The sequence below is a fragment of the Halomonas sp. CH40 genome, from assembly GCA_041875495.1.
Lineage (GTDB): Bacteria > Pseudomonadota > Gammaproteobacteria > Pseudomonadales > Halomonadaceae > Vreelandella.
In genome coordinates, this window is the sequence record CP112982.1 from 284,024 (window position 1) to 310,439 (window position 26,416).

At 57.7% G+C, this 26,416-nt stretch carries 23 protein-coding genes; 14 read left to right on the forward strand and 9 right to left on the reverse strand.

Annotation, left to right across the window (positions count from 1 at the left end):
* Positions 1 to 35 precede the first annotated feature (35 nt).
* The 3 genes from OR573_01330 to purU form a co-directional block, all read right to left on the reverse strand.
* Positions 36 to 1,586, reverse strand: a complete 1,551-nt coding sequence (locus OR573_01330) for a trimethylamine methyltransferase family protein (protein ID XGA80327.1) — start codon at positions 1,584 to 1,586, stop codon at positions 36 to 38.
* A gap of 66 nt (positions 1,587 to 1,652) precedes the next feature.
* The gene (folD, locus tag OR573_01335; GenBank protein XGA80328.1) at positions 1,653 to 2,603 is read right to left on the reverse strand and encodes a bifunctional methylenetetrahydrofolate dehydrogenase/methenyltetrahydrofolate cyclohydrolase FolD; all 951 of its coding nucleotides are present in this window, start codon (positions 2,601 to 2,603) and stop codon (positions 1,653 to 1,655) included.
* Between the two features lie 78 nt (positions 2,604 to 2,681).
* Complete coding sequence (gene purU / locus OR573_01340; GenBank protein XGA80329.1) at positions 2,682 to 3,560, reverse strand: formyltetrahydrofolate deformylase; 879 nt, start codon at positions 3,558 to 3,560, stop codon at positions 2,682 to 2,684.
* A gap of 408 nt (positions 3,561 to 3,968) precedes the next feature.
* Between purU and OR573_01345 the strand changes: the two genes are divergently transcribed.
* The 8 genes from OR573_01345 (at position 3,969) to OR573_01380 (ending at position 12,420) form a co-directional block, all read left to right on the forward strand.
* Positions 3,969 to 4,667 (forward strand): B12-binding domain-containing protein, encoded by a 699-nt coding sequence (locus OR573_01345; protein ID XGA80330.1) that lies wholly within the window; start codon positions 3,969 to 3,971, stop codon positions 4,665 to 4,667.
* A 13-nt stretch (positions 4,668 to 4,680) separates the two neighbouring features.
* A complete protein-coding gene (locus OR573_01350) occupies positions 4,681 to 5,310 on the forward strand; it encodes a DUF1638 domain-containing protein (GenBank protein ID XGA80331.1) in 630 nt (209 codons plus the stop codon).
* Positions 5,298 to 5,612: a virulence factor gene (locus OR573_01355; GenBank protein XGA80332.1), complete on the forward strand. Its 315-nt coding sequence runs from the start codon at positions 5,298 to 5,300 to the stop codon at positions 5,610 to 5,612. Before OR573_01350 ends, OR573_01355 begins: the two co-directional genes overlap by 13 nt.
* Before the next feature lie 100 nt (positions 5,613 to 5,712).
* Complete coding sequence (locus OR573_01360; protein XGA80333.1) at positions 5,713 to 6,186, forward strand: methylenetetrahydrofolate reductase C-terminal domain-containing protein; 474 nt, start codon at positions 5,713 to 5,715, stop codon at positions 6,184 to 6,186.
* An 11-nt stretch (positions 6,187 to 6,197) separates the two neighbouring features.
* Complete coding sequence (locus OR573_01365; GenBank protein ID XGA80334.1) at positions 6,198 to 7,256, forward strand: methylenetetrahydrofolate reductase; 1,059 nt, start codon at positions 6,198 to 6,200, stop codon at positions 7,254 to 7,256.
* A gap of 70 nt (positions 7,257 to 7,326) precedes the next feature.
* Positions 7,327 to 8,241, forward strand: coding sequence for a dihydropteroate synthase (locus tag OR573_01370; protein XGA80335.1), 915 nt, complete (start codon positions 7,327 to 7,329; stop codon positions 8,239 to 8,241).
* 95 nt (positions 8,242 to 8,336) lie between these two features.
* Complete coding sequence (locus OR573_01375; protein XGA80336.1) at positions 8,337 to 10,391, forward strand: ASKHA domain-containing protein; 2,055 nt, start codon at positions 8,337 to 8,339, stop codon at positions 10,389 to 10,391.
* A 1-nt stretch (position 10,392) separates the two neighbouring features.
* On the forward strand, positions 10,393 to 12,420 hold the full coding sequence (locus OR573_01380) for a hydantoinase/oxoprolinase family protein (GenBank protein XGA80337.1): 2,028 nt from the start codon (positions 10,393 to 10,395) through the stop codon (positions 12,418 to 12,420).
* A gap of 83 nt (positions 12,421 to 12,503) precedes the next feature.
* Here the strand turns inward: OR573_01380 and OR573_01385 are convergent, their stop codons facing one another.
* Complete coding sequence (locus OR573_01385; GenBank protein XGA80338.1) at positions 12,504 to 13,790, reverse strand: aromatic ring-hydroxylating dioxygenase subunit alpha; 1,287 nt, start codon at positions 13,788 to 13,790, stop codon at positions 12,504 to 12,506.
* Positions 13,791 to 14,089: 299 nt separating this feature from the next.
* Between OR573_01385 and OR573_01390 the strand changes: the two genes are divergently transcribed.
* The 4 genes from OR573_01390 (at position 14,090) to OR573_01405 (ending at position 20,252) form a co-directional block, all read left to right on the forward strand.
* Positions 14,090 to 15,196 carry a hybrid-cluster NAD(P)-dependent oxidoreductase gene (locus OR573_01390; protein ID XGA80339.1) on the forward strand — a complete coding sequence of 369 codons (1,107 nt, stop codon included), beginning with the start codon at positions 14,090 to 14,092 and terminating at the stop codon, positions 15,194 to 15,196.
* A gap of 178 nt (positions 15,197 to 15,374) precedes the next feature.
* The gene (locus OR573_01395; protein ID XGA80340.1) at positions 15,375 to 16,688 is read left to right on the forward strand and encodes a serine hydroxymethyltransferase; all 1,314 of its coding nucleotides are present in this window, start codon (positions 15,375 to 15,377) and stop codon (positions 16,686 to 16,688) included.
* Positions 16,689 to 16,804: 116 nt separating this feature from the next.
* Positions 16,805 to 19,867 (forward strand): EAL domain-containing protein, encoded by a 3,063-nt coding sequence (locus OR573_01400; GenBank protein XGA80341.1) that lies wholly within the window; start codon positions 16,805 to 16,807, stop codon positions 19,865 to 19,867.
* 118 nt (positions 19,868 to 19,985) lie between these two features.
* Positions 19,986 to 20,252, forward strand: a complete 267-nt coding sequence (locus OR573_01405) for a hypothetical protein (GenBank protein XGA80342.1) — start codon at positions 19,986 to 19,988, stop codon at positions 20,250 to 20,252.
* Between the two features lie 27 nt (positions 20,253 to 20,279).
* Here the strand turns inward: OR573_01405 and OR573_01410 are convergent, their stop codons facing one another.
* From OR573_01410 to OR573_01430, 5 genes are read right to left on the reverse strand one after another with little or no spacing between them, the layout of a single operon-like run.
* Positions 20,280 to 21,299: a GTP-binding protein gene (locus OR573_01410; GenBank protein XGA80343.1), complete on the reverse strand. Its 1,020-nt coding sequence runs from the start codon at positions 21,297 to 21,299 to the stop codon at positions 20,280 to 20,282.
* A gap of 2 nt (positions 21,300 to 21,301) precedes the next feature.
* Positions 21,302 to 22,294, reverse strand: a complete 993-nt coding sequence (gene moaA / locus OR573_01415; protein ID XGA80344.1) for a GTP 3',8-cyclase MoaA — start codon at positions 22,292 to 22,294, stop codon at positions 21,302 to 21,304.
* Positions 22,291 to 23,598, reverse strand: coding sequence for a molybdopterin-binding protein (locus OR573_01420; GenBank protein XGA80345.1), 1,308 nt, complete (start codon positions 23,596 to 23,598; stop codon positions 22,291 to 22,293). Before OR573_01420 ends, moaA begins: the two co-directional genes overlap by 4 nt.
* Positions 23,595 to 24,227 (reverse strand): molybdenum cofactor guanylyltransferase, encoded by a 633-nt coding sequence (mobA, locus tag OR573_01425; GenBank protein ID XGA80346.1) that lies wholly within the window; start codon positions 24,225 to 24,227, stop codon positions 23,595 to 23,597. Before mobA ends, OR573_01420 begins: the two co-directional genes overlap by 4 nt.
* Positions 24,224 to 25,132 (reverse strand): formate dehydrogenase accessory sulfurtransferase FdhD, encoded by a 909-nt coding sequence (locus tag OR573_01430; protein XGA80347.1) that lies wholly within the window; start codon positions 25,130 to 25,132, stop codon positions 24,224 to 24,226. The genes mobA and OR573_01430 overlap by 4 nt, the downstream gene beginning before the upstream one ends.
* A gap of 159 nt (positions 25,133 to 25,291) precedes the next feature.
* Here OR573_01430 and OR573_01435 point away from each other — a divergent pair, with 159 nt between their 5' ends.
* Both OR573_01435 and OR573_01440 read left to right on the forward strand, forming a co-directional pair.
* Positions 25,292 to 25,789, forward strand: coding sequence for a DUF3305 domain-containing protein (locus OR573_01435; GenBank protein ID XGA80348.1), 498 nt, complete (start codon positions 25,292 to 25,294; stop codon positions 25,787 to 25,789).
* A complete protein-coding gene (locus OR573_01440; protein ID XGA80349.1) occupies positions 25,786 to 26,409 on the forward strand; it encodes a DUF3306 domain-containing protein in 624 nt (207 codons plus the stop codon). The genes OR573_01435 and OR573_01440 overlap by 4 nt, the downstream gene beginning before the upstream one ends.
* Positions 26,410 to 26,416 lie beyond the last annotated feature (7 nt).

Genomic DNA, 26,416 nt, shown 5'->3' on the forward strand with positions numbered 1-26,416 from the left:
GCGCCCGGTCAGGCAGCACCGGGCACGGCAGGGGGTTAAATGTTGGAGTCAGGGAAGGAGGCCTTGCGCTCCTCGATATAGGCCAGCAGGGCGGCATCAATGGCCGGGTCGAGCTCAGGCGCCTGGTATTCCGTCAGCAGCTTTTTCCAGCGGGCGTTGGCACGTTGGCCCATATCCAGGCGGCCGTCGACATCCCACTGCTCGAAGCTGTTGTTGTCGGTGATCGGCGACAGGTAGAAGGCGTTCTTGAAGTTGGCCTGGGTATGGGCACAGCCGAGAAAGTGCTGGCCGGGGCCGACTTCACGAATGGCATCCATGGCCTGGCCGTTTTCGGAAAGATCCACGCCTTTGAGCATGGTCTGCATCATTCCGGTCTGATCGGCATCCATAATGAATTTCTCATAGCCCATGGCCAGTCCACCTTCCATCCAGCCCGCTGAATGCAGCGCAAAGTTGACCCCACCAAGGGTGGTTGGCAGCAGGGTGTTGGCGCTTTCGCTGGCAGCCTGGGCATCAGGTAACTTGGAGCCGGTAAGCGAGCCGCCAGAGCGGAAGGGAACGCCCAGGCGGCGAGCCAGGTTGGCCATGACGTAAAGCACCAGGGCGGGTTCCGGGGTGCCGAAAGTGGGTGCGCCGGACTGCATCGACATGGAACTGGCAAAGCTGCCCATGATCACCGGAGCACCCGGGCTGACCAGCTGGACGAAAGCCATACCGGCCATGGCTTCGGCCAGGGTCTGGGCGGCAGTGCCAGCGACCGTGACCGGCGACATGGCCCCGGCCAGAATAAAAGGGGTGATGATGCAGGCCTGGTTGGCACGGGCATAGACTTTGGCGGCGCCGAGCATGGTGTCGTCAAAGGTCATCGGTGAGTTGGCATTGATCAGGTTGACGACACAGGTGCGCGGCTTGCCGGTATCCGGGGCGATCCAGCGCTCACCGAACAGGATCCTGGTCATTTCCACTGTGTCCTGGGCGCGATCCGGGTGGGTGACCGAGCCCATAAAGGGCTTATCGGAATACTTCATATGGCTGTAGACCATATCGAAGTGCCGCTTGTTGACGGGCAGGTCGACCGGCTCGCAGATGGTGCCACCGGAGTGGTGGATGCTTGGCGACATATAGGCCAGCTTGATGAAATTCTGGAAGTCTTCCAGGGTGCCGTAGCGGCGACCCTTGTCCAGGTCATACACAAAGGGGCTGCCATAAGCTGGAACAAACACCGTGTTGGCGCCGCCAATTTCAACGTTGCGTTCCGGGTTACGGGCATGTTGGGTGAACTGGCGCGGGGCGCTTGCCTGAATCAGCTGGCGGCACAGGCCGCGTGGCATGCGCACCCGTTCGCCCTGAACGTCTGCACCGGCGTCACGCCAGATCTGTAGCGCTTCTTCATCATCGCGAAAATCGATACCCACTTCTTCAAGGATGGTCTCGGCGTTGTTTTCGATGACCGATAAACCCTCGTCACCGAGCACCTCAAAATACGGAATCTGGCGGGTGATGTAAGGCTGGATGGGGGCGGCAGCCTGAACGCCACGGCGTGAGGCGCTGGAGCGTGAAGAACGGCGACGAGTAGTGGTAGTCATGGGACAACTCCGTGATGATTGCGTAACGCTGGCGAACTTGGCTTGCCAGCGTTTTTTTGTTGTGGTTCAGGAGGTTGTTGCCACCTGAGGCTGCCAGGCACGTTCTGCCAGGTCGTCGGGGAAAGGTAGATTCAGCTGCTGGTAACTGGCTTGCAGGGTGTTAAGCAGCAGGCAGGCAATGGTCATGGGGCCAACGCCACCGGGCACTGGCGTAATGGCGCCAGCAATGTCCTCTACCGCCTGAAAATCGATATCGCCGGTCAGGCGGGTTCTGTCATCTTCCTCAATACGGTTAATGCCAACATCAATCAGCACAGCACCAGGCTTGATCCAGTCGCGCTTGACCATGCCGGGTCGTCCTACCGCCACCACCAGAATATCGGCCTGGCGGCAGATAGCAGGTAGATCACGGGTGCGCGAGTGGGCGATGGTCACAGTGCAGTTAGCCTGCAGTAGCAGGTTGGCCATGGGTTTGCCGACGATATTGGAACGCCCGAGAACGACAGCATGCCGCCCGCTCAAATCGCCCAGCTGATGTTCAAGCAGCAGCTTGCAGCCCAGCGGTGTGCAGGGCGTCATACCCTGGCCATCAATGGCAACCTGGCCCACGTTGATAGGGTGAAAACCGTCGACGTCCTTGGCCGGGGCAATGGCCTGGATAATGCGGGTTTCGGCAATGTGGGCAGGTAAGGGTAGCTGTACCAGAATACCGTTGACGGCCGGGTCCTGATTGAGCTGGTCAATCAGCGCCAGTAGCGCCTGCTCGGAGACGCTGGCATCCAGGCGGTGCTCAAATGATTGCATGCCTGCCTCGCCCGCCTGCCGGGCTTTATTGCGTACATACACCTGGCTGGCCGGGTCTTCACCTACCAGCACGACCGCCAACCCTGGGGTTACCTGATGATGGGTATGCAGATGGGCTACCTGCTCACCAATGGCTTCTCTTAGCTTGGCCGCCATTGCCTTGCCATCTATCAACTTGCCATCTACCAGCTTATCACCTACCAAATGGGGCATATTTCACTCCTGGTGCTGTTCAAACCACGTACTTTCCAAACCACCTACTTTTCAAGCGCAGACCAATCGGTTCACTGGTTACCGAAATACAACGGTCTTGTTGCCGTTGGGAAAGACGCGGTGTTCCAGATGGAAACGTACGGCACGGGAGAGCGCCATGTTTTCGGCATCGCGGCCGACGGCAGCCAGCTGGGCGGGGCTGTAACCATGGTCAACGCGTTCAACTACCTGCTCGATGATCGGCCCTTCGTCCAGGTCAGTGGTGACGTAGTGGGCGGTGGCGCCAATCAGCTTTACGCCACGTTCGAACGCCTGATGGTAAGGCTTGGCACCCTTGAAACCGGGCAGAAAGGAGTGGTGGATATTGATGGCACGACCCGCTAGCTTTTCGCACAATTCCGGCGAGAGAATCTGCATATAGCGCGCCAGCACCACCAGGTCAGCGCCGGTTTCGTCAATAATATCCAGCAGACGCTGTTCCTGCTCCTGCTTGGTGTCCGGAGTAACCGGCAGATGGTAGAAAGGAATCTCGTACCAGTCGGCCAGGCGTTTGAGATCAGGATGATTGGAGACAATGGCAGGAATCTGCATATTGATCTCACCGGTGCGCTGGCGGTAGAGCAGGTCATCCAGACAGTGATCAAACTTGGAAACCATGATCAGCACCTTGGGCGGTGTCAGGGTGTCGTGAATCTCCCATTCCATCTTGTCGCGCTCGGCCACGCCATTCCCAAACTCTTCGCGCATTTCCTCCAATGAGGGAGTAATCCCTGGCGTGGTGGAAAACAGGCAGCGCAAAAAGAAGTTGCCGGTGGAGATTTCATCAAACTGCGCCAGCTCGGAAATATAGCAGTTGCGCTGTGCCAGATAGGTGCTCACGCGGGAAACCGTGCCGATGGCGCCACGGCAGCTGGCCTTGAGTACGTAAATATTCTTGCCCTGATTCATTGCAGTCATAGCGGCCCTCGTCTGTCTTGCCTGTTGTTGTCGTTGTGTCTTTGTATTGTTGTGTCGGTTTTGTTGATTCGGAGAATCTACTCCGCTTGCCCGGCTGCGCATTCCCGCAGGCGACGTTCAGCGTCGTTCCAGCGACGGCTGCTGAAAAATAAAAAATCGCGTTAATAATCGATAAATCAGTAGCTTGGAGGGAAAGCGCAATCATGCAGGTTTTTTCTCTGCATGACGTTTCTCGGCATCCATAGGTCGTTCAAGCAGAAGTGACGCTGCTGGGCTGGGCCTACTCTTCAAACCCAATCCAGATAATCCCGACCCCATCCAGCATCAGGCAATTCCCAAACCTGCTAACGCTTTGGGTCGCGCAGAACCGCTGGGCATTAAAGGCCCATGAACGCAAGAGGCAAGGCCATGACAGATACATACGACGACGAAGATTTTGATCTCAACGAGCTGCCGGACGATGAGCTTGTCGAGCAGATGCATGACGACCTTTATAACGGCCTGCGTGAAGAAGTAGTTGAGGGAACCGAAATTCTGCTGGAGCGCGGCTGGAGTGCCAGCCGGGTGCTGGACGAAGCGCTGGTCGGTGGTATGGCAATCGTCGGGGTGGATTTCCGCGACGGCATTCTGTTTGTTCCTGAGGTATTGATGGCGGCCAACGCCATGAAAGGTGGCATGGAAGTGCTGCGCCCGTTGCTGGCCGCGTCCGATTCGGAAACCATCGGCAAGATCGTGATTGGCACGGTGAAAGGCGACATTCACGATATCGGCAAGAACCTGGTGTCGATGATGATGGAAGGTGCCGGCTTTGAGGTGATTGATATCGGTATCAATATTCCGGTGGAAGACTATCTGGTCGCTCTGGAAGAGCACAAGCCGGATATTCTCGGCATGTCAGCGCTGCTAACCACCACCATGCCCTACATGAAGGTGGTGATTGATACCCTGATCGAGAAAGGCCTGCGTGACGACTACATCGTTATGGTGGGCGGTGCGCCGCTGAATGAAGAGTTTGGTCAGGCAATTGGCGCGGATGCCTACTGCCGTGATGCCGGGGTGGCTGTGGATATGGCCAAGGATCTTATCGCCCGCCGTCGCGCCGCCTGAGCGGCGTAGATCAATGGCGATGGTGATTCTGGCCTGCGGCGCCCTCGCGCGTGAGATCAAGGCAGTGGTAGCTGCTAACGGTTGGCAGGATGTCCGGCTGGAATGCCTGCCGGCACACCTGCACAACGAGCCCCACCGCATTCCGGAAGCCGTCAGGGAAAAGCTGCTCCAGCTTGACGCAGGCGAGCAGGTGTTTGTGGCCTATGCCGATTGCGGTACCGGCGGGCGTCTGGATGGCGTTCTGGCGGAGTTTGGTGCCGAGCGTTTGCCGGGTGCTCACTGCTACGATGTGTTTGCGGGGGAATCGGTGATTGCTGCATTGGCCGAGCAGGCGCCCGGCACCTTCTATCTGACCGATTTTCTGGCTCGACATTTTGATCGGCTGGTACTCCACGAACTAGGTATTGAGCGCCACCCTGAACTGGCCCAGCTGTATTTTGGCCAGTATCAGCGCCTGGTGTACTTGTCCCAGCGTGATGACGCTGAGCTTCAGCGTCTCGCTGAGCGCGCCGCACAGCGGTTAGGGCTGTCATTTGAGAAGCGCCATACCGGTTACGGCGGTCTTGAAACCAGCCTGGTGCGCTTTGTTGAATCCCCAGTGGCTGCCTTGTCGGGCAGCGAGGAGCCTGAATGGCCTCAATGATTCTTGTTAGTTGGCGGGATATTCCGGCTCAGATTATCGTCAAGCAGGGTCGCCGGACAGCCAAGGTGATGCTGTCGGAACGTTTCCAGCATGCCATCGACCGTTCTGCCATGCGCGCCGGTAAAGGCGGCTCAGATGCCTATATGGAGGACTGGAAGCGCAGTGCTCCCACACCTTGCGGTGATGACATGCAAGCCGAAGCGGAAAGCGCAGCCGCGCGCCTTGAAGCCGCCTACAGCGATGAAGATCTCAAGCAGCTTATTCGCCAGAAAGGAGTGGCTGATGCCACTGATGCAGTGTGAAATACGGATATTGAAATATTAACGGCGAAAGACGTTCAGAATAACCACCGGCCATGTGTTTGCGATGCCGTTTTATGCCGGCGCTGTCAGGGGAAATGCCATGTATAAGGTCAGACGCTGGGTGGTGCGCCACTCCCGTTTTTTTGAAGCGGTTTACCGGACCTTTGAACCGGTCATCATCAAGCTGCACCCGGTGTGGAAGCGTATCGGTTACGGACGCGTTGAAGCGCCGGTCAGGTTTGTTGAAAAAAACGTCAAGGGATTCCTGTTTGACTGCCAGATGTGCGGCAAGTGTGCGCTGTCTTCAACCGGGATGTCATGCCCGATGAACTGCCCGAAAAACCTGCGTAATGGCCCCTGTGGCGGCGTGCGGGCAAACGGTAACTGTGAGGTTGAGCCCGAGATGCGCTGCGTCTGGGTGGATGCCTGGGAAGGCAGCCAGCAGATGAAAGGCAGTGACAAGATCCATGCGGTACAGCTACCGGTGGATAACCGCATCAAGGGGTCTTCTTCCTGGCTGCGAGAAGTCCGCCAGGTGGTCGAAATTCACGACCCTGACAGCCCTGCAAACTAAGGAGCCCGCCCATGAAATTTGATGATGAACCCGTACCGGGCTACTCGCTGCCAATCCTGCCTGGGCACACCTCACCAGGCCGCTTTGAGCGGGTGCTGCGCGCCGGCAAGTTCGCGATTACCAGTGAAATTGATCCCCCTGATTCCGCCGACCCGGCCGAAGTGCTCAAGCGGGCAGCAGTATTTGATGGCTATGTGGATGCGATCAACGCCACTGACGGCTCGGGCGCTAATTGTCATATGTCCAGCGTAGGCGTGTGCTCGCTGCTGACCCGAGTGGGTTATTCAACCATTCTGCAGATTTCCTGCCGTGACCGTAACCGGATTGCCATTCAGGGCGAGATCCTTGGGGCGGCTGCCATGGGCGCCTGCAACCTGCTGTGCCTGACCGGTGACGGTGTGCAGGCAGGCGACCATCCTCAGGCCAAGCCGGTGTTTGACCTGGACTCCATGTCGCTGCTGGAAATGGCCCGCACCATGCGCGATGAGAGCCGCTTTCAGAGTGGCCGCAAGCTGACCAGTCCCCCCAAACTGTTTCTGGGCGGTGCGGCCAACCCCTTTGTGCCGCCGCGTGACTGGCGCCCCCATCGTACGGCCAAGAAGGCGGCGGCGGGTGCCCAGTTTATCCAGACCCAGTACTGCTTTGATGTCCCGCTTTTGCGTGAGTACATGGCCAAGGTCAATGACCTGGGCTTGCTGGAAGGGCCGAACCGGATTTTCATCCTGCCGGGAATCGGGCCTCTGGCCTCGGCCCGAGGTGCCAAGTGGATCCGCGAGAATGTCCCGGGTGTGCATATTCCGGATGCGGTGATCAAGCGTCTGGAAGGCGCCGAGAACCAGAAGGAAGAAGGCAAGCGCCTGTGTATGGATCTGCTGCAGGAAATCCGTGAAATCCCCGGCGTCAGCGGCGCCCACATCATGGCCTATCGCCAGGAACATGCTGTCGCTGAAATCATTGAAAAGACCGGTGTGCTGGAGGGCCGTGTGCCCTGGTATCCGGGGCGCGACAACCCTGAATACCTCAACCCTGAATCGCCGGATGCCCTCAGTAGCACGTCTGAAACTGTTTAAGGATGGCGGTGAGGCGCCAAAACCTGCGCCGCATTGGTAACAACACTAACAAGCACAAAGAGGAAGACTCATGACTGACACCGTCATCAGCTCAGCCAGCAAGGAAGTCGTGATTGGCTTTGATCGCCCCTTCGTGGTGATTGGCGAGCGCATCAACCCCACTGGCCGCAAGCAGTTGGCCGCTGAGATGGCCGCAGGTGATTTCACCCGGGTGATCCAGGATGTCGAAGCCCAGTTGGCCAATGGCGCCCATATGCTGGATGTCAACGCCGGTATTCCGCTGGCCGATGAACCGGCGATCCTGGCCCAGACTATCCAGCTGGTGCAGTCGATTACCGATGTGCCGCTGTGTATCGATTCCTCGATTATCAAGGCGCTTGAAGCGGGCCTGAACGTCTACAAGGGCAAGGCGCTGGTCAACTCGGTAACCGGTGAGGATGAAAGCCTCGAAGCGGTGCTGCCGCTGGTCAAGAAGCACGGCGCTGCCGTCGTCGCCATTAGCAACGATGAAACCGGCATTTCCCAGGATCCGGACGTACGTTTCAGCATTGCTAAGAAGATTGTTGAGCGTGCCGCTGATCATGGCATTCCCGCCTGCGATGTGGTGGTTGATCCGCTGGTCATGCCGATTGGCGCGGTTGGCAGTTCAGGCCGTCAGGTGTTTGCCCTCTGTCATCGCCTGCAGAAGGAGCTCAAGGTCAACACCACCTGCGGGGCGTCCAACGTCAGCTTTGGTTTGCCCAACCGCAACGGCATCAATGCGGCCTTTATGAGCATGGCGATTGCATCGGGCATGACCTCAGCGATCACTAACCCGCTGCACCAGGAAATCATGACCTCCATCATGGGGGCTGACGTCATGATGAACCATGACCCGGACTGCATGCGCTGGATCCAGAAATTCCGCGAACCGCCTGCCGCCAATGCGGATGGCAGCGAAGGGCGTGGCCGCCGCCAGACCCGCCGTCGCCGTGCGGTGACCTGAGCACGCTGATTTCCTGCGTTTATATCCTGGTTATATTCCCTAGAGCCTCCTTTGAGGCTCTTTTTGCCCACGTCTGATGACGTATGGAGGCTGGCATGTCGGTTAATCAACAATCTGCAACCCCAGAGGCAGCGGCCGATGCGCTTGTCGTGTTTACGCCTTCCGGTCGGCGCGGGCGCTTTCCCGTTGGTACCCCGGTGCTTGAAGCGGCGCGGGCGCTGGGGGTCGATATCGATTCGGTATGCGGCGGCCGCGGCCTGTGCGGGCGCTGTCAGGTGGACCTGTGTGAAGGCAACTTTACCAAGCATGGGGTGGAATCCCGCGCTGATCATCTGACTGACAAGAGCGACACTGAAAATGCCTGGGAAAAACGCCGTGGCGCCCTGCGCGAAGGGCGCAGGCTGAGCTGCTCCACCCAGCTGCTAGGTGATGTGCTGATTGATGTGCCGTCTGCCAGCCAGGTGCACCGCCAGATCGTGCGCAAGCGCGCTGAAGTGCTGGATATTGCTCTGGACCCTATTGTGCGCCTGTACGTGGTGGATGTGCAGGAGCCGGACATGCATCTGCCTGCCTCTGACCTGCGTCGCCTCAAGGAGGCGCTGGCCTACGAGTGGAACCTGAGTGAACTGGGTAACGATATCCGTGTGGTGCAGCAGCTGCAGGTAGCGCTGCGCCAGGGCAACTGGCAGGTGACTGTGGCCGTGTATGACGACCAGCGTATCATCGGCGTCTGGCCGGGTTTCCAGTCCCAGATCTACGGCATGGCAGTAGATGTGGGTTCCACCACGATAGCGGCCCACCTGTGTAACCTGCAGACCGGTGAAGTGGTGGCCTCAGCGGGGCGTATGAACCCACAGATCCGCTATGGCGAAGACCTGATGAGCCGGGTGTCCTATATCATGATGCATCCGGGTGGCGATGAGGCTATGACCCGCTCAGTGCGTGATGCACTCAATGAGCTGACCGTGGAGCTCGCCGAGGAAGCGGGCGTTAACGTGGATGCCATTCTGGAAGCCACCTTTGTCGGTAACCCCATCATGCAAAGCCTGGTGTTTGGTATTAACCCGGTGGAGCTGGGTGGCGCGCCTTTTGCGCTGGCCACGGATGAAGCCATTGATGGCCTGTGGGCCACCGAGATGGATCTGGTGATTCACCCTAACGCCCGCGTATATGGCCTGCCGTGTATTGCCGGGCACGTCGGCGCGGACACCGCCGGCATGATTCTTTCTGAAACGCCTTACCTCGGCGAAGAGCTGATGCTGCTGGTCGATGTGGGCACCAATGCCGAGATCGTACTTGGCAATCGCCACCGTCTATTGGCGTGCTCCAGCCCCACGGGGCCAGCCTTTGAAGGTGCCCAGATCAGTGGTGGCCAGCGGGCAGCCACAGGCGCCATTGAGCGGGTGCGCATTGACCCGCTGACCCTGGAACCGCGCTACAGCGTGATTGGCTGTGACCTATGGTCCAACCAGCCCGGCTTTGCAGAGGAAGCGGCCGGTGTGACGGGCATCTGCGGCTCGGGGATTATCGAGGTCGTCGCAGAAATGTTCCTGGCCGGTATTATCAATCAGGATGGCGTCATTCAGGGGGAGCTGGCTGAGCGTAGTGAGCGCATTATTGCCGATGGGCGAACCTTCAGCTATGTGCTCCACCAGGATGACCAGCGCACCATTGCGATTACCCAGACGGATATACGCGCCATTCAACTGGCCAAGGCGGCGCTGTATGCCGGTATTCGCCTGCTGATGGAGCAGTTTGGTACGCAGCATGTTGACCGTATCCGCATTGCCGGGGCCTTTGGTGCGCATATTGATGTCAAGTACGCCATGGTGCTGGGGCTGATCCCTGATTGTGAGCTGGAACACGTCACCTCTGCCGGTAATGCGGCGGGCACCGGTGCGCGTATTGCCCTGCTCAGCCGTAAGGCACGGCGGGATATTGAAGAGGTGGTGCGCCAGGTGGAGAAAATCGAAACCGCCACTGAGCCGCGCTTCCAGGAGCACTTTGTCGGAGCCATGGCGATTCCGCATAAGACCGATCCCTTCCCGCTGCTGCGCCAGCACGTCATGCTGCCTGCACCTGTCAACGTCCAGGGCAGCGGTGAATCACGCGGTAGCCGTCGTCGCCGTCGCCAGCAGCAGGTGCACTAGGATGAAGCGTGAGCCAACAATGACTTATCGGTTGGGTATTGATACCGGCGGCACCTATACCGACGCCGTAATACTGGATCAGCACGACGCTGTGGTGGCTACCGCCAAGCGCCTGACAACACGCTTGAACCTGCAGCAGGGAATCGCCGATGCCCTTGATGCCTTACCGGCTGCGCTGCTAGAAAACGTCACTCTGGTGGCGCTTTCCTCAACCCTGACCACCAATGCGGCGGTTGAAGGCAAAGGAGCGCCGATCGGTGTCATCCTGATTGGCTATGATCAGCGTCAGTCTCAGGCTACAGGCCTGCATTCGCTGCTCGGCAGTCGGGAGATAGCCAATATCGACGGTGGCCATGATGCCGATGGCCAACCGTTATGCCCCTTGGATGAAACTACCCTGCGCGAGCGTATTGCCGCCTGGCAGGGGCGGGTATCGGCGTTTGCGGTGTCGTCGACTTTTAGTGTGCGCAACCCGGCCCATGAGCTGCGCGCTGCCGAGATCGTGCGTGAAATGACCGCTAGCCCGGTCACCTGTGGCCATGAGTTGGCAGCGTCTCTGGGAGCGCCACGACGGGCGATGACCTCAGCGCTGAACGCCCGCATGATTGCCTATGTAGGTGAGCTGATTGCGGCGGTGCGCGGGATTCTGGAACAGCACACCATCCAGGCGCCGCTGATGATCGTCAAGGGTGATGGTTCGCTGATTTCCGCCGACAGCGCCATCCTGCAGCCCATCACCACGGTACTTTCTGGCCCGGCGGCCAGCGTCAACGGGGCCATGCTACTAAGCGGGCAGCGCAACCTGATTGTGGCCGATATGGGCGGCACCACTACGGATATTGCCGTGGTGCGCAACGGTCGACCAACGCTTTGCCATGATGGCGCCAGGGTAGGTAGCTGGCAACCGATGGTTGAAGCGATCAAGCTGTACGCCATCGGCCTGGGGGGCGATAGCGAAGTGGCTTACGATACGGCGCATGGGGTAGCAATTGGCCCACGCCGGGTGGTGCCGTTAAGTCTGCTGGTGAGCCAATACCCGCATCTTCTCGACGCCTTACGTCGCCAGCTGAATATTCTACCCACCAGTAGCCATCTGCGTTTTGCGCTGCGTTTGCAGGCGGATGCCACGCGCCTCAACCAGTTGGGGCGCAACGAAAAAGCCGCCTGGGAGCGCCTCGCTGACGGCCCTATCGAAATGTTGACCGCCGTGGAGCATGAGCGCTGGCTGGCGCGTGCCCTGGCCAGCCTGGAGCGCCGGGGGCTGGTGATTTTCAGTGGCTTTACTCCGACGGATGCGGCTCATGTGCTGGGGCTATCCGCCCACTGGAATGTGGAAGCCGCGCGGCTGGCGGCGCTGAGCTGGGCGCGCCGGATGCGTCGCCAGTACGGTGTCGGGCGCTGGGCTGACGGAGATGCCCAGGGCCCGGCGCAGGATGTATTTCAACGGGTGGTGAAAGCGATTGCCACCAAGCTGATTGAAGCAGGTTTGCATGATGCTGATACCAACCGCGACCCGGCTCAATTGGCCCAGTCGTTGGCAGGCCTGATATTACAGCGGGGGCAGCGTGATGCGGATTCCGTCTTTGCGCTGAACTTCTCCCCGGACGCTCCTGTGGTAGCCGTGGGTGGCCCAGCGGCCAGCTATTACCCAAGTGTCGGGGAAGCGCTAGGGGCCGCCGTCATGTTGCCCGTCAACGGGGAGGTGGCTAACGCCATTGGAACCGTGTTGGGGCAGGTGGTTCAGCGGGTGCATGTCACCGTCATTCAGCCGTTTCGCGGCTGTTTCCGGGTGTTTCTGCCTAATGGCCCCAAAGACTACGATACCCAGGATGCAGCCTACGCTGCCGCTCGGGAGAGCGCTGCCCAGCGTGCCGAGCAGTTGGCGTTGCAATCCGGTGCAAGTAAGGTGGAAGTGGGGTTTGAGGTGGATGAAAACAGTGTTGACCATGATATCGATGGCAGTGTTTTCTTTGAAGCGCGTATTACGGCCCTGGCTACGGGTACGCCGTACATCAAGTGTACGGCGTAAGTGCAGTCTGATAAGCAATTAAAGCCTTGCAAGGTGTGCCCCGAACGGTTGGGCACACCTTTTAACGGGAACGGCCTGAACGATCAGGATTCCACTGCGTAGAGGTAGGGAAGCTGGGCGCCCAGGTGGCTCAGCATGCGTTCGCTGTACCAGTCGAGGAAATCAATGATACCGCGTTCAAATGTCGGCGAATAAGGCCCTGGCTGATAGGCCTTTGAGTTGATGCCGCGCTGGTTTTCTTCAGCAAGTTTGCGATCCTGGTCATTGGTGGCATCCCACACCATACGCATGGCCTGTGGGTCGTAATCAATGCCCTCGACGGCATCCTTATGCACCAGCCATTTGGTGGTCACCATGGTTTTCTGCGGGCCAAGCGGTAATACCCGAAAGACCACTGCATGATCACCCATGAAGTGATTCCAGGAATTGGGCAAATGCAGAATGCGCAGTGAACCCATATCGGCACTCTGCAGATTGCCCATCAGTTTGCGGCAGGCCTGCTTGCCATCCGCTGTCATCGAGACCGCACCATCAAGCAGAGGGGTGCGCGTCATGCGGTTCTGAAGCCCGACTTTGGTCATCGTCCAGGGCACCTGTTGGGCGTCCCAGTCGGCGCCTTTTTTGGCGACTAGTGCCTTGTAGGCAGGCGTGGCCCGAGGGTCTTCGGTATCGTCAAACTCCATCAGTGAGTTGAGAAGTTCGGGATGAGAGCCGCTGCAATGGTAGCACTCGCGGTTGTTTTCGATGACCAGCTTCCAGTTGGTTTCTTCAATCAGGGTGGACTCGACCGCGACCTTGACGTTTTCCATATCATAGGGGGCCAGATAACGGTCAAGAGCGACAGGAAATTCCTCAAAGGCCGGAGGAACGTCTGCGAGGCTGATGAATATGAAACCACCGGCCGTTTTGACGTGGACAGGCTTCAGGCCATATTTACTCAAGTCAAAATCATCACCCATATCGCTACCGGCAAACAATAGGCGACCGTCCAGCTCGTAGGTCCACTGATGGTAAGGGCAGACCAGCTTGGCGACCTTGCCTTTTTCCTTCATGCACAGCCGTGAACCACGATGGCGGCAGACATTATGAAACGCCGCTACCTTGCCTTCAGCGCCGCGCAGCACAATGATCGGATTGTCGCCGATATCCAGGCTGATGAAATTACCCTTGGCCGGGATTTCACAGGTCATTCCCGCAAACAGCCACTCCTGGCCGAATATCTCTTCCATATCGATAGCGTATAAACGCTCGTCGTTATAGAACGGCTGTGGCAGCGAAAACCCTTGTTGGTGTGACTGCAGCAAGTCAATGGTGGCTTGGCGTGCAGCAGCAAGTGGGTCGTCGATCAGGGTGATCGGCTGGGTCGTCATGGGGGTATCCTTTCAGGTAGAGGGTTCAACACGTAAGAGCACTGTGTGAGCTGACGTTGGCGATTTGTTTGGGCCAACTTTAAGTGGCAGGAGGTGCCAGCGTTTGCTTGTCAGCGACAGCCTTGGGTAAACCCGCGACATACCCCAGTATTATCGTGTTCATAAAGGGTTGGCAGAGATATGTTGATGTCGCTAATGGGCATGTGACAACGCCACATGTGGTAGCAGAATAGAGCCGCGATCAAGGCGAGCGTCTTGATTGAATATCCCTTTACCAGGTGCATCTCAGGCGACCCCTTATGACAATGAACTTTCTGAACCCCGTTACCACCCAGACCTGGGCCAACGGCCGCCACCTGGTACGCTGCGTCAAGATCATTCAGGAAACCTGGGATGTGCGTACCTTCTGCTTTATGGCCGAACAGCCCATCCTGTTTTTCTTCAAGCCTGGCCAGTTCGTTACGCTTGAACTTGAGATCAACGGCGAACAGGTGATGCGCTCCTACACCATCTCGAGTTCGCCTTCTGTTCCTTATAGTTTCTCGATAACGGTGAAACGGATTCCTGGCGGCAAGGTGTCCAACTGGTTGCACGACAACTTCCAGGTGAATGATGAACTGGCGGTCCACGGCCCTGTGGGTAACTTCAATGCGATCGATTACCCGGCAGACAAATTACTCTTGCTCTCTGGCGGCGTGGGCATTACGCCCTTGATGTCGATGGCGCGCTGGTTCTTCGATACCAATGCCGCCGTGGATATTGAATTTGTGCACAGTGCGCGCACGCCGAAAGATGTGATTTTTCATCGAGAGCTTGAGCATATCTTCTCGCGGATACCCGATTTCAGGCTGCACATCGTGTGTGAGCGTGGTGATGATCTGGGGGAAGCATGGTCAGGGTTCAGAGGCTTTCTTAATCAGCCCATGCTTGAGTTGATGGCCCCTGACTTCATGGAGCGTGAAATCTTCTGCTGTGGGCCAGAACCTTACATGAACGCCGTCAAGTCATTGCTGCGTAGCAATGGCTTTGATATGAGCCACTATCACGATGAATCCTTCGGGGCGACGCCTGTGCAGGTTCAGGAGGATGTTCTTGAGCTGGCGGAGCAGGCGGAAAGCGAAGCTGAAGACCTTGAAGTGACCGATATGCTGGGCGTTGAATTTGCCCTGACGGGCAAGAGTGTCCGCATTCATCCGGGGGATACCGTGCACAATGCGGCTGCCAAGCTTGGGCTGCATATTCCGAAGGCCTGCGGTATGGGCATCTGCGGTACCTGCAAGGTGACGCTACTCGAGGGTGAGGTCGATATGGAGCACAACGGCGGTATCACCGAAGAAGATGAGGCGGCGGGCGAGATCCTGTCCTGCTGCAGCAAGCCGCGCGGCAATGTGGTGATTGAATTCTGAGCCACCCCGCCTTGAATCACTTAACCGATTGAACGGCCTGCATCGGTCATTATCCTGTGTGTCGTAAATACGCCCTGGCAAGGCGTGAACAGGCATCTTGACCATGAGGGGCAGCGCTACCATCGGCAGCTATCAAGGCATACAACACATACAACAACTTTCAGGAAAGGGGATGGGGATGACATTGTCCAATCAGAAACTGGCGGATTACGATGCCTCACTGGCGGTGGCCATGGCTGAAGAAGTCAGCCGTCAGGAAATTCATATCGAGCTGATTGCTTCGGAAAACTATGCCAGCCGGGCGGTGATGGAAGCCCAGGGCTCCCAGTTGACCAACAAGTACGCTGAAGGCTACCCGGGCAAGCGCTACTACGGTGGCTGCGAACACGTCGATCAGGTAGAGGCGCTGGCGATCAAGCGCGCCTGTGACCTGTTCGAGGCGGATTACGCCAATGTTCAGCCACACTCGGGCGCTCAGGCCAATGCCGCTGTCTTTATGGCACTGGTATCGCCCGGTGATACGGTGCTGGGTATGAGCCTGGCCCATGGTGGCCACCTGACCCATGGCGCGGCTCCCAATTTTTCCGGCAAGCACTACAATGCCTTCCAGTATGGTCTTGATCCGCAAACCGGGGAAATTGATTATGTCGAGATGGAACGCTTGGCCCGTGAGCATAAGCCCAAGCTGATCATTGCTGGCTTCTCAGCTTATTCCCGCGTGGTCGACTGGCGGCGTTTCCGCAACATCGCCGATGAAGTGGGCGCCTGGCTGCTGGTCGATATGGCCCATGTGGCTGGCCTGGTGGCTGCAGGGCTTTACCCCAGCCCGCTGCCTCATGCCCATGTGGTCACTTCGACGACTCATAAGACCCTGCGTGGCCCACGCGGTGGCATCATTCTTTCTGCCCACCACGATGAAAGCCTCTACAAGAAGCTCAACGGCGCTGTTTTTCCCGGCCAGCAGGGCGGCCCATTGATGCATGTGATTGCTGCCAAGGCGGTGGCCTTCCGCGAAGCGATGAGCCAGGAATTTGTGCGCTACCAGCAGCAGGTCATAGATAATGCCCAGGCCATGGCCGAAGTGTTTATCGAGCGCGGCTATGATGTCGTCTCTGGCGGCACGGATGACCACCTCTTTCTGGTATCGCTGATTCGCCAAGGCATTACCGGCAAGGACGCTGACGCCGCTCTGGGGCGGGCGCATATCACGGTCAACAAGAACTCGGTGCCCAATGACCCGCAAAGCCCCTTTGTTACCTCAGGCTTGCGGATTGGTACGCCGGCCGTGACAACACGTGGGTTCAACGCCCTGGAATGCGCCAAACTGGCCGGCTGGATCTGCGATATTCTCGATGCGCTGGCAACAGAAGAAGGCAGTGAAAGCGTTGAAGCCGCTGTTCGCGAGCAAGTGGCAGATATCTGTTCGCGGCATCCGGTGTATGCAGAGGTCGCCAACTCAGCGCCCGCCATGGCCGACGCCCTGGCAGGATAATACACAAAATAGCGGATATATTGATTTAGAAGATAACAATTTAGTGTGTATAGGCTTTCAATCAGGCATCCTGTAGTTTAACGCTTATTAACTTTTAGAGCCGGTGCCTGATTGATATGCCACATCTGCCTGACCCTCCTACCCATTCCTTGTCATTGCCTGGCCGCCGTTTATGGTGGCGCGCTCTGGGGATATATGTAGCGTCGCTGATCTTGATGGTAGTCATCCTTTCCGGGCTTCTGTTCGACCAATACCATCAGGAAATGCGCAACGCCCATGAACATAATGCCACTCGAGCCAGCCTGATTGCTGAATGGGTTCACACCACCTTTGCGCTAAGCGATCATGCATTAAAAGATATTGAACTGCTTTTGGCCCCGCCGCTGGAGATCTCCCTGAGAGATGGTCTTCTCCTGGAAGAGTTGCTTATGGCAAAGGCCGACAGCATGGCGCTGATCAGCGAGATTTCAGTTATCAATCGCCATGGCAGCGTTCTAGCCAGCACCAGCTCGGTACATCCGCCCGGTTACGATGTGCGCCGCATGTCTTTTTTTCGCGACTTGAAAGAAGGCCCAAATACTTCTTATATCAGCCCGCTTTTCTGGTCAGCCTTTGATCGCGATTATCGGGTGCTCCATGCTCATGCGCTGTATGACAGTAGCGAGACATTCAATGGTGCCGTGGTGGTTCAACTGATGCCAAAGGTGTTTTCACAAGCCTTGCAGCATCTGGATACGCATCAGGGAGAAAGTATTGCGGTCATGGATACACAAGGACGTTTACTGGCTCGCCGGCCTGACGTCATGTTTGAGCTGGGTATGGAAACCACCCAGAACTCTGAAACAGCGGCTTTTCTGGAAAATCATGATAGACAGCGTGCCATGCGCCTGCATTCGCCAGTTGACGGGGAGGAACGTCTTTACTGGATGGAGCGTCTTGAAGGGCTGCCCTTCAGCGTGGTGGTGGGCGAAAGTACTGAGAGGTTGCTGGCCGGCTGGAAACAGCGTTTTTGGATACTAACCCTGATTGCCAGCGTGATTGCCCTGCTAGGTGCCTGGGTGGTACGCCATTACTGCAACCGCTTGTATCTGGCTGAACAGCTGCGGCATCGGGTTGAGGAACGTGAAGACGCACGTGCCCAGGCGCAGATGCGTGAAGCGCGGCTTGAAGCGTTAGTGCAGTCGATACAGGACATGATTTTCGTGTTTGATCAGCGTGGCTGCTTTACCTATATACACGCGCTGAATGAAAATCGACTGCTACAGGATAAGGAAGACGTGCTGGGTCAGCACTACAGTGAAGTCATGCCCCCTGAAGTTACGGAAGCACTTAACAGTGTTTTCTATCGTGTGCAGCATAACCGGCAGGTTGAAGAGTTGGAATACTCGCTACCCGTAGCCGACGATGTGCGCTATTTCCATGCGGTGCTGAGCCCGCTGGCGGATGCCGGTGGAGATTTCAACGGTGTGCTGGCTGCCGTGCGTGATGTAACTGAAGCACGTCTTAATGAAGCAGAGTTGCGCATAGCCGCCACTGCCTTCAAGACTCACCTGGGTATTCTGATTACCGATAGCCAGGGACGAATTATCAAGGTCAACGATACCTTTACCCGAATTACCGGCTACCGTGAGGACGAAGTGCTCGGGGAAAACCCGCGGATGTTCAGCTCTGGCCGACACGGTGATGATTTCTACAAGATCCTGTGGTCAAGCGTAGCGGAAAAAGGCAGTTGGGAAGGGGAAATCTGGAATCGGCGCAAGAATGGTCAGATATTCCCCGAGTGGCTGACCATCAGTGCCGTCAAAGACGGGCAGGGCAACCTGACCCACTATGTGGCGACGCTAAGCGATATTACCGAACACAAGGCTGCCGAACAGGAAATTCATCAGCTGGCGTTTTTTGACCCGCTGACCGGGCTTGCCAACCGGCGCCTGTTTCTTGACCGGATGGAAGCAGTGCTCAAGGCCCATGAACGCGATAATAAGCTGGGCGCGCTGCTGTTCATTGATCTGGATAATTTCAAGCAGGTCAACGATACCCTGGGCCACTACGCAGGTGACAAGCTGCTTCAAAGCATGGCGCTTGAGCTGACTGATGTACTGCGTGAAACCGATACCCTGGCTCGCCTGGGCGGCGATGAGTTTGCGGTTCTGATTGAAGGACTGGGTAATAATAGAGAACAGACAGCTGAACTGGCAGAAAATATTGCCCACAAGCTGTTGATGGCGATCCGTCGCCCTATTGAGGTCAACGACGATACTGTGCTGGTTACCGGCAGTATCGGTATTAGCCTGATCGAAGGGATTGATCATGGTATCGATGACTACCTTCAGCAGGCGGATATGGCTCTTTTCCAGGCCAAGGAGGCCGGGCGCGATATCCTGAGTTTCTTTGACCCGGAAATGCAGGCCGCGCTGATTTCCCGGGCACGTCTGGAAAATGATATGCGCCTGGCGCTGGCCAATGAACAGTGGAAGCTGGTCTACCAGCCTCAGGTGGATGTCCATGGTATGCCCACCGGCGTTGAGGCTTTGCTACGCTGGCAGCATCCGGAGCGGGGCACGATCTCGCCCGGTGAGTTTATCCCACTGCTGGAAAGTACCCGCCTGATTAACGACGTAGGTGAGTGGGTGCTGGAAACGGCTTGCCACCAGCTGGCCGAATGGCAGGAGCAACCGCAGACGGCAGGCTTGAGTATGGCGGTGAACATCAGCCCTGTGCAGTTCCGGGAAGACAGCTTTGTACCTAAGGTGAAGGCCATTCTGCGTCGTACCGGAGCGCCTGCTGATAAACTCAAACTGGAAGTGACTGAAACCCTGTTTGTGGATGTCAGCGATAACGCCCTGCGCAAGATGTCGCATTTACGACACCAGGGCGTGCGTTTTTCATTGGATGACTTTGGTACCGGCTATTCATCTCTGTCTTACCTGGCGCACCTGCCGCTGGACCAACTCAAGATTGACCAGAGCTTTGTGCGTGAAGTGCTCGACAGCCGGGCCAACGCCTCCATCGTGGAAAGTACCATAGCGCTGGCCAAAAGCCTTGGCCTCAGCGTCATTGCCGAAGGGGTAGAAACCGAAACACAGCGGGGCTGGCTGAAAGATAATGGCTGCCTGGACTACCAGGGCTACCTGTTCGGACGCCCCATGTCGGCAGCAGAGATTGAAAAGCTGATGTAGCAGCTTACAGGGTCAGGCGGTTTTACTGCTGTTTAACCGTGATATGCTGCTGTTATCGCGGTTGGGTGCGGAGGAGATCAATCTGAAGCGGCTTGATAGCCTGATGGAGGATAAAGACATGTTGGCAGAGAACTTAGAAAACCTGGTCAAGAAAGAGCGTCTGGAAGGACGGCAGGAAGGACGGCAGGAAGGCGAACAGTTGGGGATTCAGAAAGGGCGGCTGGAAGAAGCGCGGGAGGTTGTGCGCCGGCAGCTCGCCTTAAAGTTTGGCGACGTGCCTGACTGGGTAGAGGCACGACTTGTACAAGCCGATCATGATCAGCTGAAAGGCTGGATGCGCGACGTCCTGTTTGCAACTCACCTAGATGAAATTTTTAAACCCTAGGCTTTTGACAAGCTGATGTAGCAAGGGTCAGGCGGTTGTGCTTTGGCTCTCCACCAAACATGCCTTGAGCTGGGTAATAAACGCTTGTGTGTCCAGCGCAACATCGTCAGGCAGGATGATTTCCAGACGCGAGTCCTGGCGCCAGACGGTGGCGGCTAGCTGAAAGGCGCCGCCAGCCCGGTTGAGCTGTTTCCAGCCGTCAAGCGTATGCAAAACGCCCTTGATACGCGCTGCATCAGGCAGCCGGGTCAACGCTGCGCTGAACAGGTCAAGATCCAGCAGGTCGGCCGGATGCCAGCGTAATCCCAGGCTGGTATAGCCCAGCGAGGTACCCGTTTCCAGTTGTGGATTGCCCGGCGCAGGCGGCAGGTCAAAAAAGCCGCCCTCTAGCTGCGGCGGTAACGCACTGGGCTGATGGCTGCTGGGGATGCTGGCCGCGGGTGCCTGATGGGTTCCGCTATCCAGCAGTAGATTAATGGGCAATTCACCGTGCACGGCTTCCTGTACCCATTTGCGTGGCGGCCATTGGCTATTGGCAAGTTTATGGGCGCGGGCCAGCTGGTCGGCGCTGCTGTGTTCACTCTGGGTGACGGCAATCGCATCGGCCATGGCTAGCTGATCCTTGAAGGTCTCATGCTCGCGAGCTTTAGGGTCATCCAGGCGGCGTGGGTCAAGGGTGGCGATAATATCGCGGATTTCCAGGGCACCTTCAAAGGCTTCGCTGCGCAAAAGGTCAATCAGGCCAGCCGGGTGACCCAGGCCAGAGGGCTCAATGATCACCCGGTCGGGCTTGGAGCGGGCCAAGAGGTTAACCAGCCCGGCCTGCAGCACAAAAGCCAGCTGACAGCACAGGCAACCGCCGGGCAGGCCTTTAACCACCACGTCATCACGCTGTTCGAACATGGCCTGATCGATGCCGATCTGGCCAAACTCATTGACCAGAATGGCCCAGGTTTCATCCACAGGCTTGTTCGAAATCAGGTTGTGGATAAGTGTTGTCTTGCCGCTGCCCAGAAAGCCCGTGATGATATGTACCGGAATTGCCATGTCTAGCCGCCTGTCATGTTCATGAAACGCACGACCTGAACGTCGCCGTCGGTCGTAAAGTGATGTCGCTCGGGTTTCAGTGGTAACGCCTTGCGAATAGCGTCTTTCAGTGCCGGCATATCACCGGGGTAGCGGCGCAGGACGGCGCGCAGATCCACCGAGTGCTCGTTACCCAGGCACAGCAGTAATCGACCTTCCACCGTGACCCGCACCCGATTGCAGCTGGAGCAGAAATTGTGGCTGTGAGGCGAAATAAAACCAATCTGTGAAGCACTGTCGGCCATTCTGAAATAGCGCGATGGCCCGGCAGTGGTTTCCGTGGTGGGCACCAGAGGGTAGCGGTGCTCAATCAGCGCCTGAACCTCATCACTTGAGCAGTAGGTTTCATCGCGGTTATGGTCAGAGACATCGCCTAGCGGCATTTCCTCGATAAAGCTGATATCCACGCCTTCGTGGCGGGCAAATTCCACCAGGTCGAGCACTTCGTCGTCATTGCGCCCCTTGAGGATCACTGCATTGAGCTTGATGCGCTCAAAGCCGGCTTCCTGAGCAGCGCGGAGTCCATCGATGACCTTGTTGAGATCACCTGTGCGGGTGAGCTGCTTGAAGCGCTCAGGATCGAGGGAGTCAAGGCTGATGTTCAACCGTTTCATGCCGCCATCGTGCAGGCGCTTGGCATGTTTGCGTAGGCTGGCGCCGTTAGTGGTCATGGTGAAGTCGTTCAACCCGGGTAGGCTGCCGATTTCGTCTACCAGCTGCTCAATGCCGCGGCGTACCAGAGGCTCGCCGCCGGTCAGGCGAATTTTCTCGACACCCATTTCGGTAAAGGCGCGGGCAATCATGCCCATCTCTTCTAGGGTCAGTACCTGGGCACGCGGCAGAAAGGTCATCTCCTCGCTCATGCAGTAAACGCAGCGAAAATCACAGCGGTCAGTGACCGAGAGGCGTACATAGTTGACCCGGCGGCCAAAGTCATCAATCAGTTGTTCGGTCATACGGTTTTCTCCCCTGCCATTGGCATCAGCGGCTGCACCCTGAGAATATCGCCAGAGACGACACCTGTGCAGCTGTCAGGCAGTTCAATCAGGCAGTTGGCAGCGACCATGGAGCTCAGGATGCCAGACCCCTGGGCACCGGTGCTGCGCACGTGCAAGCGGCCATCCGCTGTGCTGTGAAAAATGCCGCGTAAATAGTCAGTGCGCCCGGCGCGGCTTGGCAGCGTTTCATCAGCAATGGCATATAGGTAATCCGGCGGTGTGGCAGGCTGACCTTCAAGGCGCCTGAGCAGCGGTACGACAAACTGCAGAAAAGTGACCATAACCGCCACGGGGTTGCCCGGCAATCCCACTAGAGGGGTACGCCTTTCGGTCAATAGCCCGCACGCCAGCGGGCGGCCAGGGCGAATGGCCACGCGCCAGAAGGCCAGCTGGCCAAGCGATTCAAGGGCGGCACGGGTGAAATCTGCCTGGCCAACCGAAACCCCACCGCTGGTCAGTACCAGATCGCTGTGTTGAGCGGCGTGTTCGAGCGCTGCCTGAATCTTTGCCTGGTCATCCGGCAGGATACCCAGATCCATGACCTCAGCACCCTGCTGCTTTAAAAGCCCTGCCAGGGTAAAGCGGTTAGCATCATAAATACCCGCAGGCGGTAGCGGCTCGCCAGGGGCGGTGACTTCGTTGCCAGTCGAAAACACCGCCACTTTCGGGCGCCGCCAGACGTTGACGCTGTCGATCCCCAGTGATGCCGTCAGCCCCAATGAGGCGGCATCCAGGCGGATACCGGCGGGCAGGGCCACCTCGCCTTGCTGAATATCTTCCCCAGCCTGACGCACATTCTGGCCGTAGCGTACCCGTTCGGGCTGTAAGACCACGACATCATCGGCGTTTTCCTGCAGCTGCTCACGCATGATGACGGTATCAGTACCCGCAGGCAAAGGGGCGCCGGTGGTGATACGCACACAGGCCCCCGCCGCGACCTGGCCGGTAAACTGGTCACCGGCAAAGATGCTGCCCGCCAGCGGCCAACGGGTCTGCGCTGATTCCTTTTTTGACGCTTGCCTGGGCCAGGCCAGGGCGATGCCGTCCATGGCCGCATTGGTGTTCTGGGGCACATTGATCGGAGCATGAATGGCTTCCGCCAAACGGCGGCCATGAGCCTGCGCCAAGGCAAGCCTTTCGTGCCCCAGCGGTGCTTCTATCAGGGTGGCCAGGGCCGTGCGCGCCTGCTCAACGCTGAGCATCTGTTCGCCCAACTCAAAGCAGGACAGTGAGCTAGGCGCGGAAAGGGTCGCGTGACTCATACGGCACCTTGTTGAAACGATGACCGAGAACTCAGAGTGGCTTCCAGTCGGGATTTTTCTTCTGGCGTGTTCAGGTTAGCAAAGGCCTCCGGGCAGTCGCTGATATCAATCCGGCACCAGGGATGGCGCGCATACCAGCGGTCTATCTTGCGCTCGCCCGCCTGTAATGCATCAAAAAGATCATCCGCCAGATCAGTGCGAATCAGCGCCACCACAGGGTGCATACGCTCACCATCATCGGCAACGCCAATGGCATGCGAGCCAATCCCTGCGACCATGCGCGCCACCAGATCCATCGGCAGAGCCGGAGAATCGCAGGGGGCAATCACCAGCCAGGGCGTTTGCGCGGCGCGCAGGCCGCTGTAGATGCCCATCAGTGGCCCCTGAAAGCCGCCTTCAGCGTCTTCGATCACGCGATCGCCATGCTGGCGGTAACTCTCAAGGTTGCGGTTGGCATTGATCAACAGCTCAGCAGTCTGGCCGTGAAAGCGTTCGGCAACGTGGCGAATCAGCGGAGCTTCAGGCAAGCCAGGGGCGCTGAAGGTTTCAAGGCCTTTGTCGCGCCCGCCCATTCGGCGGCCTTCGCCACCGGCGAGGATCATGGCGGTAAGGTCCTGTGTGGCAATCATGGCGTCTGCTCCTGAGCGGTCAGGCGGTCTTTTTCAGGTTGTTTTTCAAGCTGCATGGCGTGTTGGGAACTGCGCGCCCTGGGAGGGCGAGACGGTATGGCATCCAGCGTCAGACGCTGGCCGGCGTTAATGGCCTGGAACTGCTTGCCCTTGGCGCGGGCAACCAGCATGACGCCAAAACGTTCGGCCAGCTCAACGCCTTTCTGGGTTACGCCGGAGCGGGAAACCAGAATGCTGATGCCCATCTGGGCGACCTTGAGCACCATTTCCGAGGTCAAGCGCCCGGTGGTGTAAAAGATATCGGCAGAGGTACTCTCGGCTTCTTGCAGCCATTGGCGGCCCGCCAGGGTATCCACGGCGTTATGACGCCCCACATCTTCAACAAAATCGAGTACCTGAGCCTGCTGGCAGAGGGCGCAGCCGTGCACGGCGCCGGCGCTTTTATAGGTTTCGTTGTAGCTGTTGAGGTTGTTAAGCAGCGCATAAAGCGTTGATTGGGCGAGCTGAGTGTCAGGCAGGGCAGTCAGCGCGGTTTGATCCAGCAGTTTGCCAAATACCGTGCCCTGGCCGCAGCCGGTGGTCACGGTACGCGTACCCAGGCGTTCTTCCAGGTCTTCTGGCACGTGGCGGGTAATTACCACAGCGGCTTCCACATCCCAATCAACCTGAACTGCGACCAGATCCTCGGCGCTGCGCAGCAGGCCCTGATTACGCAGATAGCCCACCACCAGCGCTTCGGGGTCATCGCCCAGCGACATCAGGGTAACGATTTCTCGCTTGTTCAGATAAACCGTCAGGGCGCGCTCAGCGGCAATCGCCTGTTCGCGGGTATCGCCAAACGCATCCACTACTTCGACCAGCGTAGTGGCCGGAAGCCGAGCGTGGCTCAAAGCGATATCAGGCATACGCCGCTCCTCGTTATACATAGGTTGATTTTGGTGCAGCACTATTTTTATCTATAGTTGAGTAAAACTGTCAGCCTTAAACATTATTGACGATGATGGCGCTGAGCAGGCTTACTTGTCCAGCCCCTTTGAACATCACCTGCCAAGAGATGCCGAACCATGCATGATAATCAACGCCCGCTAAGCGTTACGCTGACAGAAGAATCCAAGAAAGTCGGCAGATTCCGCATTCGTCAATGGCGTCTTGGCCAGCTGACGCCAGGTGAGCAGGGCCCGAATGTGGTGTGGTTGCAGCTCACGATGACAGAGCGAGCGGCGTATCGCTTCAACCTGAGATCCGACACGCCGCAGCTGTTTGTGCGCGCCGGGTTCAGCGGTGACGTGCCTGCCCCGGAAGCCATCAGCGCCAGCCAGGAAGTGGCGGCGGGCTGGATGGACGGTGAACAGCAGGTCTTTGAAGCGCCCATGCCCATGGCCCTTCAGGTATGGATAGAAGGCTACCTGGCGCGTCACGGTGAGGCACCCGTTGAAGGGCGCAAGAAAAAACGCAAGGGCGCCGGGCGTGCACGTGAGTTACTCACTTCTCGCAGTGGTGAGCAACCGGCCGGAAAAACGCCAGAAACGGGCCAGACAGATAATGAGGAGCCAAGTCTATGAGCCGCTTTGAACGCTGGTCGCGAGCCAAGCGCGGCCTGCCGGTTGATGATGCATCAGCGCTGGAAGAGGATTCGTCTCCCGGCGAACCGTTATCCTCGGCAGTGGCGGAGGATGAAGCTCTCAAGAGTGGGGCGCCGGGAGTCGACGAGCTGCCAGAAGCGACTGTTCCTGAGGAAGTACCCCCCGCACCGGGCAGCCTCGATCACACCCTGCCTGACCCGGAAACCCTCGATGCCGGCAGCGACTTCAGCGCTTTCATGTCCCCTGGGGTCAGTAGTGCGTTGCGACGCAAGGCGCTTCGCCAGCTGTGGTCAACCGGTGATTATAATATTCGTGATGGGCTCAATGATTACGATCAGGATTTCAAGGCGCAGCTGAAACCCATGGCGGCTGATATGGCCGATAAGGTTAGACAATGGTCTAAAAAAGTTGAAGACGCTCTGGATGAATCGGCAACGGGTGAGGCGCCTGATGCACGCCCCGTAAAAGAGGAACATCAAGTGGTAGGAGAGGAAGAAAAAGAAGCCACACGCGGTGAAGATACAAGTTCTCAGGAGGTGTCGCCGTTGAAACAGCAAGCCAATAACGCCAACAGTGATCAAGATCAGCAGATGCCGTGAGCGTCGT

What these genes read in the sequence shown, in the direction of transcription:
- OR573_01365 (XGA80334.1), top strand. Translation starts at nt 6,198, where the DNA reads ATGAAATTTGATGATGAACCCGTACCGGGCTACTCGCTGCCAATCCTG.
- OR573_01405 (XGA80342.1), top strand. Translation starts at nt 19,986, where the DNA reads ATGTTGGCAGAGAACTTAGAAAACCTGGTCAAGAAAGAGCGTCTGGAA.
- OR573_01400 (XGA80341.1), top strand. Translation starts at nt 16,805, where the DNA reads ATGCCACATCTGCCTGACCCTCCTACCCATTCCTTGTCATTGCCTGGC.
- OR573_01355 (XGA80332.1), top strand. Translation starts at nt 5,298, where the DNA reads ATGGCCTCAATGATTCTTGTTAGTTGGCGGGATATTCCGGCTCAGATT.
- OR573_01385 (XGA80338.1), bottom strand. Translation starts at nt 13,790, where the DNA reads ATGACGACCCAGCCGATCACCCTGATCGACGACCCACTTGCTGCTGCA.
- OR573_01410 (XGA80343.1), bottom strand. Translation starts at nt 21,299, where the DNA reads ATGGCAATTCCGGTACATATCATCACGGGCTTTCTGGGCAGCGGCAAG.
- OR573_01395 (XGA80340.1), top strand. Translation starts at nt 15,375, where the DNA reads ATGACATTGTCCAATCAGAAACTGGCGGATTACGATGCCTCACTGGCG.
- OR573_01330 (XGA80327.1), bottom strand. Translation starts at nt 1,586, where the DNA reads ATGACTACCACTACTCGTCGCCGTTCTTCACGCTCCAGCGCCTCACGC.
- OR573_01440 (XGA80349.1), top strand. Translation starts at nt 25,786, where the DNA reads ATGAGCCGCTTTGAACGCTGGTCGCGAGCCAAGCGCGGCCTGCCGGTT.
- OR573_01370 (XGA80335.1), top strand. Translation starts at nt 7,327, where the DNA reads ATGACTGACACCGTCATCAGCTCAGCCAGCAAGGAAGTCGTGATTGGC.
- moaA (XGA80344.1), bottom strand. Translation starts at nt 22,294, where the DNA reads ATGACCGAACAACTGATTGATGACTTTGGCCGCCGGGTCAACTATGTA.
- OR573_01380 (XGA80337.1), top strand. Translation starts at nt 10,393, where the DNA reads ATGAAGCGTGAGCCAACAATGACTTATCGGTTGGGTATTGATACCGGC.
- OR573_01375 (XGA80336.1), top strand. Translation starts at nt 8,337, where the DNA reads ATGTCGGTTAATCAACAATCTGCAACCCCAGAGGCAGCGGCCGATGCG.
- folD (XGA80328.1), bottom strand. Translation starts at nt 2,603, where the DNA reads ATGCCCCATTTGGTAGGTGATAAGCTGGTAGATGGCAAGTTGATAGAT.
- OR573_01345 (XGA80330.1), top strand. Translation starts at nt 3,969, where the DNA reads ATGACAGATACATACGACGACGAAGATTTTGATCTCAACGAGCTGCCG.
- OR573_01350 (XGA80331.1), top strand. Translation starts at nt 4,681, where the DNA reads ATGGCGATGGTGATTCTGGCCTGCGGCGCCCTCGCGCGTGAGATCAAG.
- OR573_01435 (XGA80348.1), top strand. Translation starts at nt 25,292, where the DNA reads ATGCATGATAATCAACGCCCGCTAAGCGTTACGCTGACAGAAGAATCC.
- OR573_01420 (XGA80345.1), bottom strand. Translation starts at nt 23,598, where the DNA reads ATGAGTCACGCGACCCTTTCCGCGCCTAGCTCACTGTCCTGCTTTGAG.
- OR573_01390 (XGA80339.1), top strand. Translation starts at nt 14,090, where the DNA reads ATGACAATGAACTTTCTGAACCCCGTTACCACCCAGACCTGGGCCAAC.
- mobA (XGA80346.1), bottom strand. Translation starts at nt 24,227, where the DNA reads ATGATTGCCACACAGGACCTTACCGCCATGATCCTCGCCGGTGGCGAA.
- OR573_01360 (XGA80333.1), top strand. Translation starts at nt 5,713, where the DNA reads ATGTATAAGGTCAGACGCTGGGTGGTGCGCCACTCCCGTTTTTTTGAA.
- purU (XGA80329.1), bottom strand. Translation starts at nt 3,560, where the DNA reads ATGACTGCAATGAATCAGGGCAAGAATATTTACGTACTCAAGGCCAGC.
- OR573_01430 (XGA80347.1), bottom strand. Translation starts at nt 25,132, where the DNA reads ATGCCTGATATCGCTTTGAGCCACGCTCGGCTTCCGGCCACTACGCTG.